This is a genomic window from Erwinia sp. (genome assembly GCF_031978025.1).
Classification (GTDB): Bacteria; Pseudomonadota; Gammaproteobacteria; order Enterobacterales; family Enterobacteriaceae; genus Erwinia.
This window is the reverse complement of record NZ_DALZCD010000259.1, coordinates 1-6194: the sequence shown is the minus strand read 5'-3', so window position 1 is coordinate 6194 and position 6194 is coordinate 1. Positions and strand designations below refer to the sequence as shown.

Sequence of the window (6194 nt, the reverse complement as noted above, 5' to 3'; positions counted from 1 at the left end):
TTTTTTCGCTTTGGCGCGGGCAACAGCGGCCTCGACGGCCGCCTTACGCGGATCGACCGGCGCGGCGTCCGGCTGAACAGCCGCCTGCGGCGCGGCTTCTGTCGGTTGTGCGGCGTCACCGGCTGCCTGTGCCGCGGCTTTTTTCGCTTTGGCGCGGGCAACAGCGGCCTCGACGGCCGCCTTACGCGGATCGCCTGCCTGACGCGTAGCCGGTTCCGTCTCTGACTGTTTTTCCGCCTGGTACGCACGCGCCTGCGCTTTCCGTGCCTCGCGCTGTGCCACGGCCGTGGCGGTTTCGGCTTCCTGAGCATTTTCGTTGGAGGTCGCCTGCTGCGCTTTTACCCGCTCCAGGGCTGTCTCAACTTCGCCCCGGTCGCGCTGGCTGACGGTGCGTTTTGCCTGCTGATGGCGATTTTCACGCGCCAGCTTTTCACGTTCCAGACGGGCCTGGCGCGCTTCGAAGCGCGCTTTTGCCTGCGCGGTGCGTTCAGCTTCCAGATCGATTGCCCGAATCTCCGCCTTTTCCTGGCGGTAATATTGTACCAGCGGAATATTGCTGGGGCAGACATAGGCACAGGCACCGCACTCAATACAGTCATCAATATTGTGCTCGCGCGCCTTATCATGGTCACCACCCCGGCTGTACCAGTAAAGCTGCTGCGGGAGCAGCGCGGCCGGGCAGGCGTCCGCACAGGCGCTACAGCGAATGCAGGATTTTTCCTCTTCGGTGTTGCCCATCTCGCTGGCGGAAGGAGCCAGAATACAGTTGGTAATTTTCACCACCGGCACGTCCAGCGTCGGCAGGGTAAAGCCCATCAGCGGGCCCCCCATCACCACCATCTGGCCAGGGCCGGGGGTAAAGTCAGCCTGCTGCAGCAAATGGCTGATGGGCGTGCCGATGCGGCCCCAGACATTGCCGGGCCGTTTAACCGATTCACCGGTCAGCGTCACCACGCGCTCCGTCAGAGGCTCACCGTCAATAATGGCGCGTTTTACTGCCCAGGCGGTACCGACGTTCTGCATCAGCACCCCGATATCGGTAGAGCGGCCACCGTGCGGCACTTCCAGCCCGGTCAGGATTTTCGTGAGCTGTTTCGCCCCGCCGGAGGGATATTTGGTCGGGATCACCCGAATCTGCATATCCGTCGCGCTGCCCAGCGCTTTTTTCAACGCGGCGATCGCTTCTGGCTTGTTATCTTCTATGCCAATCAGCACGCGCTCGGCCTGCAATACCCAGCCCAGGATACGGCTGCCTTCAAGAACCTCGTCCGCACAGTCCTGCATCAGGCGATCGTCGGCGGTAATATAGGGCTCACATTCGGCCGCGTTAATAATCAGCGTTTTCACGCCGCGCAGTCCGCCTCTCAGTTTGGTGGCGGTAGGGAAACCCGCGCCGCCCAGGCCGGCTACGCCAGCCTGATGAATACGCTCAACGATGACCGTACGGTCATGCTGGCGATAATCGGCCAGCGGCGCTTTCTCAATCCAGCGATCCTCGCCGTCCGGCGTAATAAAGATGCACATTTCCGCCAGCGCGGAAGGGTGCGCCGTCATATGGGGCGCTATATTTTCAACGATGCCGGAAGTGGGCGCGTGCACCGGCAGCATCCGGCCGCGACCAAACGTCAGCGGCTGGCCGCGCAGGACTTTATCGCCCGGCTTCACCAGCATTTCGCCTTCGTGGCCGATATGCTGCTTTAGCGGAATAATAAAATGGGCAGGCAGCGGCAGCTGACGCAGCGGCGTGCGGTTGGACTGGGTTTTCATTTCCGGCGGGTGAATGCCGCCCTGAAAATCCCAAAGCTTGTCTTTTTTAAAGAGTTTGAAAAGGTTACGCATGGCTTTCCACAGAAATAACTTTGACCGGGATAGTTTGCAAATCCCACTTCCAGTTTGCCGTGGTTGTGGCGACCGGGCGCATCTCTATGCAGTCAGTCGGGCAGGGCGCGACGCAGAGATCGCAGCCCGTACAGACATCGCTCAGCACGGTGTGCATGGCGCGAGTGGCACCGACGATAGCATCCACCGGACAAGCCTGGATGCATTTGGTGCAACCGATGCAATTAGCTTCATCAATCCAGGCGACTTTGCGCGCCGGTTCACGCGCGGCTTCATCGCCCAGCGGCTGCGGCTCGACGTTAAGTAGCGCGGCCAGCTTGAGCATGGTTTGCTCCCCGCCGGGGGCGCACTTATTGATTTGCTCGCCGTTATTGCCGACCGCATCAGCATAGGGGCGGCAGCCTGGATAGCCGCACTGACCACACTGGCTTTGTGGCAATATCGCGTCGATCTGCTCAACGATAGGATCTTCTTCCACCTTAAAACGGCGTGAAGCGTAGCCCAGCAGGCCGCCAAAAATCAGGCCCAGCACGCTCAGTACCGCCACCGCAATCCACACTGCACTCATCAGAATTTCACCAGACCGCTAAAGCCCATAAATGCCAGCGCCATCAGGCCTGCGGTCACCAGCGCGATAGAGGAACCTTTAAAAGGCGCCGGCACGTCGGCCAGCACCAGCCGCTCGCGGATACCGGCAAACAGCACCATCACCAGCGAAAAGCCGACAGAGGCGCTGAAGCCGTACAGCGCGGCCTGTAAAAAGGTATGGTTAAGATTGACGCTCAGCAGCGGCACGCCCAGCACCGCGCAGTTAGTCGTGATCAGCGGCAGAAAAATGCCCAGCAGCCTGTAAAGATCGGGGCTGGTCTTGCGCACCACCATTTCAGTGAACTGCACCACGACTGCGATCACCAGGATATAAGCCATGGTGCGCAGATAAACCAGATCGAGCGGCAGCAGGATCAGGTGATTCACCAGCCATGCGCAGATCGAGGCCAGGGTGATAACGAATGTGGTGGCGAGTCCCATGCCAATCGCCGTTTCCAGTTTTTTGGAAACGCCCATAAAGGGACAGAGGCCGAGAAACTTCACCAGAACGAAGTTATTCACCAGCACTGTGCCGATAAAAAGGAGCAGGTAGTCGGTCATTTTTACGCCTGAGAAAAAATAAAAGCGGCTTATTATCGGTCATTCGACGTCTGACAACAACATCAGTACACCGCAGAGCGGAAACGACCGCACGGAGGATTAAATTCTCGTCTGTTTTTTCGACAACTTATGCGCCAGAAAGGAGGATTAAAAAAGGCAGTATAGCGGAAGGTAGGGCATCCGGAGGCTGGCGATCGGCTTATCTTGTCGGCAGGAAAGGGAACGGACAGTGCCCAGGCGAGCGGCAACAGCAGGCAGCCCGCCTTGAAACAGGTTCAGGTCGCTGAAGAGATCACAGCGCGCCAGCAGGCGGCGGAGCAGCAGACTGGAGCAGATAACAGGATCGGAACGGAAAACCTAAACGACATAATGCCAGACGGATTTTGGTACGCGCCCGAGATCGAACAAACGTCCGCCCGAAGCCAGTTCAGCACGACGATGGTCGGCGGCACGATACATATCCATAATCTCTTTATTATCGGTCAGAGAATAGTTGAGATGATCGAACAGTTTCTCCAGGGTATCCGGAGAGCTTACTTTACGAAATTTTAACAGATAGTCTTGGACTGTCATGATTGCCGTTGTGATAAGAAATGAGGAGAGTCAAGTATATGGTCACGTAAGGGGGTGTCTATAGTAGAAAATGCACATTTCCCGTAAATTCAGAATAAAGAGTAAGGTATTTCCGCATTTCCGCCCGGGTGATTGTCGACTTTAATTGTCATTTACCCCCTCATTGTTAATGAATGGTTCAAATGTTAATAACCGGATCCAACAAGATGTGTTCCCGCTCACAAAATAACGTTTTCCCTGGTCTGAGCAGGCTTCGGGCACGATGGCAGATAATGTTCCTTCATTTGTAATCGCTTTCATTAGTCAGAAAGATAAACGCTTATCTTTATTACACTTATTTAACAAAGGGTTTATCGGCCCCACGCATATTTAATCCATATTCGCTTTTTACCTGCCAATCCACGGATTTACATGCCGCGTTAATTGCTGAATTTTGTGAGCATTGTCGAAAATGTTTTTTTCTGACTGAGTCACGATTAAACGGCAATCACACCCGGATAATGACCCCCGTCAGAGGAACAGACCTATGTGGAAACGTTTACTTTTAACCACGCTTATCGGCGCGGCGCTGAGCAGTAATGCGCTGGCGGAAAACCTTACGGTTGGCTTTTCTCAGGTTGGCTCCGAGTCAGGCTGGCGAGCGGCGGAAACCAGTATGGCCAAAAGCGAAGCGCAGAAACGCGGTATTACGCTCAAGATTGCCGACGGGCAACAAAAACAGGAAAACCAAATCAAGGCGGTTCGCTCCTTTATCGCTCAGGGCGTGGATGCCATTTTTATCGCGCCAGTCGTCCAGACCGGATGGGAGCCGGTGCTTGAAGAAGCTAAAGACGCCAAAATCCCGGTTTTCCTGCTGGATCGCGCCATTGTGGTAAAAGACAAATCGCTTTATATGTCGGTAGTGACGGCGGATAACGTGCTGGAAGGCAAGCTGATTGGCGACTGGCTGGTAAAAGAGCAGGCGGGTAAACCCTGTAACGTTGTTGAGCTCCAGGGCACCGTCGGCGCCAGCGTAGCAATAGATCGCAAAAAAGGCTTTGCTGAAGCGATTGCTAATGCGCCTGGGATAAAAATTGTGCGTTCACAGTCCGGGGATTTTACCCGTAGTAAGGGTAAAGAGGTGATGGAGAGCTTTATTAAAGCGGAAAACAACGGCAAGAACATTTGTATGGTTTACGCCCATAACGACGACATGGCCATTGGTGCCATTCAGGCAATTAAAGAAGCCGGCCTTAAACCGGGCAAAGATATTTTAACCGGCTCGATTGATGGCGTGCCCGATATTTATAAAGCGATGCTGGCCGGCGAAGCCAATGCCAACGTTGAACTGACGCCTGATATGGCCGGGCCGGCGTTCGACGCGCTGGAAAAATTCCGTAAAGAGGGCACCCAGCCGCCAAAAATTATTAAAACTGAATCAAGGCTCTTTTTGCCAGCCGATGCCCAGGCCCAACTGGATAAGAAAAAAGGAATGGGTTACTGATACCTTTGCCGTCCGCACGTCGGACGGCCTGCTTTCGAGGCCAGCCATGACCAGCTTATCGCAACCATCGCCGCTGCTTAGCATCAGCGGACTGAGTAAAAGTTTTCCCGGCGTCAAAGCGCTGGAAGGGGTTTCTTTCGATCTGCAGGGCGGCGAAATCATGGCGCTGCTGGGCGAGAACGGCGCCGGTAAATCCACTCTGATCAAAGTGTTAACCGGTGTTTACCGGCGCGATGCGGGCCATATTACCCTGGCGGGAAAACCCATCGACCCGCGCAGCACGGCAGAGGCGCAGCAGGCAGGGATCGGTACCGTTTATCAGGAAGTTAATCTGTTACCTAACATGTCAGTGGCAGACAACCTGTTTATCGGGCGCGAACCGCGCAGGCTGGGCATGATCGATCGCCGCCGCATGAATAAAGAGGCGCAAACGTTACTGCACAATTACGGCTTTGAGCTGGATGTGACGCGTCCGCTTGGGCATTACTCTGTGGCAATGCAGCAGATTATCGCTATCTGCCGCGCGGTTGATCTTTCCGCGCAGGTGCTGATTCTGGATGAGCCGACGGCCAGCCTGGATGCCAGCGAAGTCACCATGCTGTTTACGTTAATGGACCAGCTGCGCGCGCGCGGGATGGCCCTGATATTCGTCACCCACTTTCTCGACCAGGTTTACAAAATTTGCGATCGCATTACCGTGCTGCGCAATGGCCAGTTCGTCGCCACGCGGGAAACCAATGCGCTGCCGCAAATTGAGCTGATTAAGCTGATGCTGGGACGTGAACTATTGGAAACTGCGCTTCAGCGCGCGGGCAGTACGTTAAAAAGCCATCAACCGGTGGTGGAGTTCAAAGATTACGGCAGGAAAGGGACGATAGAGCCCTTCAGCCTCAGTGTTCGTCCCGGCGAGGCCGTTGGCCTTGCTGGCCTGTTGGGTTCCGGCCGCACGGAAACCGCAGAGCTGTTGTTCGGCATTAAAAGCGCCGACAGCGGCAGCGCCTTCATCAGGGGAAAACCACGCACTATCCGCACGCCTGCACAGGCTTCACGTGCGGGGATCGGCTTTTGTCCGGAAGATCGTAAAACCGACGGCATTATCGGCGCGGCCTCCGTACGCGAAAATATCATTCTCGCTCTTCAGGCCCAGCGC

Annotated in this window: 6 protein-coding genes; 2 read left to right on the top strand and 4 right to left on the bottom strand. The window is 55.7% G+C overall.

What is annotated here, in order from left to right:
• The 4 genes from rsxC to ydgT form a co-directional block, all read right to left on the bottom strand.
• Positions 1–1839, bottom strand: a 1839-nt coding sequence (gene rsxC / locus RTK32_RS17555) for an electron transport complex subunit RsxC (protein WP_312046232.1), incomplete at its 3' end; no start/stop codon positions are given.
• Complete coding sequence (rsxB, locus tag RTK32_RS17550) at positions 1832–2407, bottom strand: electron transport complex subunit RsxB (protein ID WP_312046230.1); 576 nt, start codon at positions 2405–2407, stop codon at positions 1832–1834. The genes rsxB and rsxC, both read right to left, overlap by 8 nt.
• Positions 2407–2988 carry an electron transport complex subunit RsxA gene (gene rsxA, locus RTK32_RS17545; protein ID WP_312046228.1) on the bottom strand — a complete coding sequence of 194 codons (582 nt, stop codon included), beginning with the start codon at positions 2986–2988 and terminating at the stop codon, positions 2407–2409. The genes rsxB and rsxA overlap by 1 nt, the downstream gene beginning before the upstream one ends.
• Before the next feature lie 357 nt (positions 2989–3345).
• A complete protein-coding gene (gene ydgT, locus RTK32_RS17540) occupies positions 3346–3561 on the bottom strand; it encodes a transcription modulator YdgT (protein WP_312046226.1) in 216 nt (71 codons plus the stop codon).
• A gap of 526 nt (positions 3562–4087) precedes the next feature.
• Between ydgT and ytfQ the strand changes: the two genes are divergently transcribed.
• Both ytfQ and RTK32_RS17530 read left to right on the top strand, forming a co-directional pair.
• Entirely contained in the window at positions 4088–5044 is a 957-nt protein-coding gene (gene ytfQ / locus RTK32_RS17535; RefSeq protein WP_312046224.1) for a galactofuranose ABC transporter, galactofuranose-binding protein YtfQ, read from the top strand.
• 46 nt (positions 5045–5090) lie between these two features.
• Positions 5091–6194: sugar ABC transporter ATP-binding protein (locus RTK32_RS17530; protein ID WP_312046222.1), on the top strand; the 1104-nt coding region annotated here is incomplete at its 3' end.

Bases quoted from the DNA above. Each gene is read 5' to 3' on its own strand.
- rsxA (WP_312046228.1), bottom strand. From the start codon at position 2,988: ATGACCGACTACCTGCTCCTTTTTATCGGCACAGTGCTGGTGAATAAC.
- ydgT (WP_312046226.1), bottom strand. From the start codon at position 3,561: ATGACAGTCCAAGACTATCTGTTAAAATTTCGTAAAGTAAGCTCTCCG.
- rsxB (WP_312046230.1), bottom strand. From the start codon at position 2,407: ATGAGTGCAGTGTGGATTGCGGTGGCGGTACTGAGCGTGCTGGGCCTG.
- ytfQ (WP_312046224.1), top strand. From the start codon at position 4,088: ATGTGGAAACGTTTACTTTTAACCACGCTTATCGGCGCGGCGCTGAGC.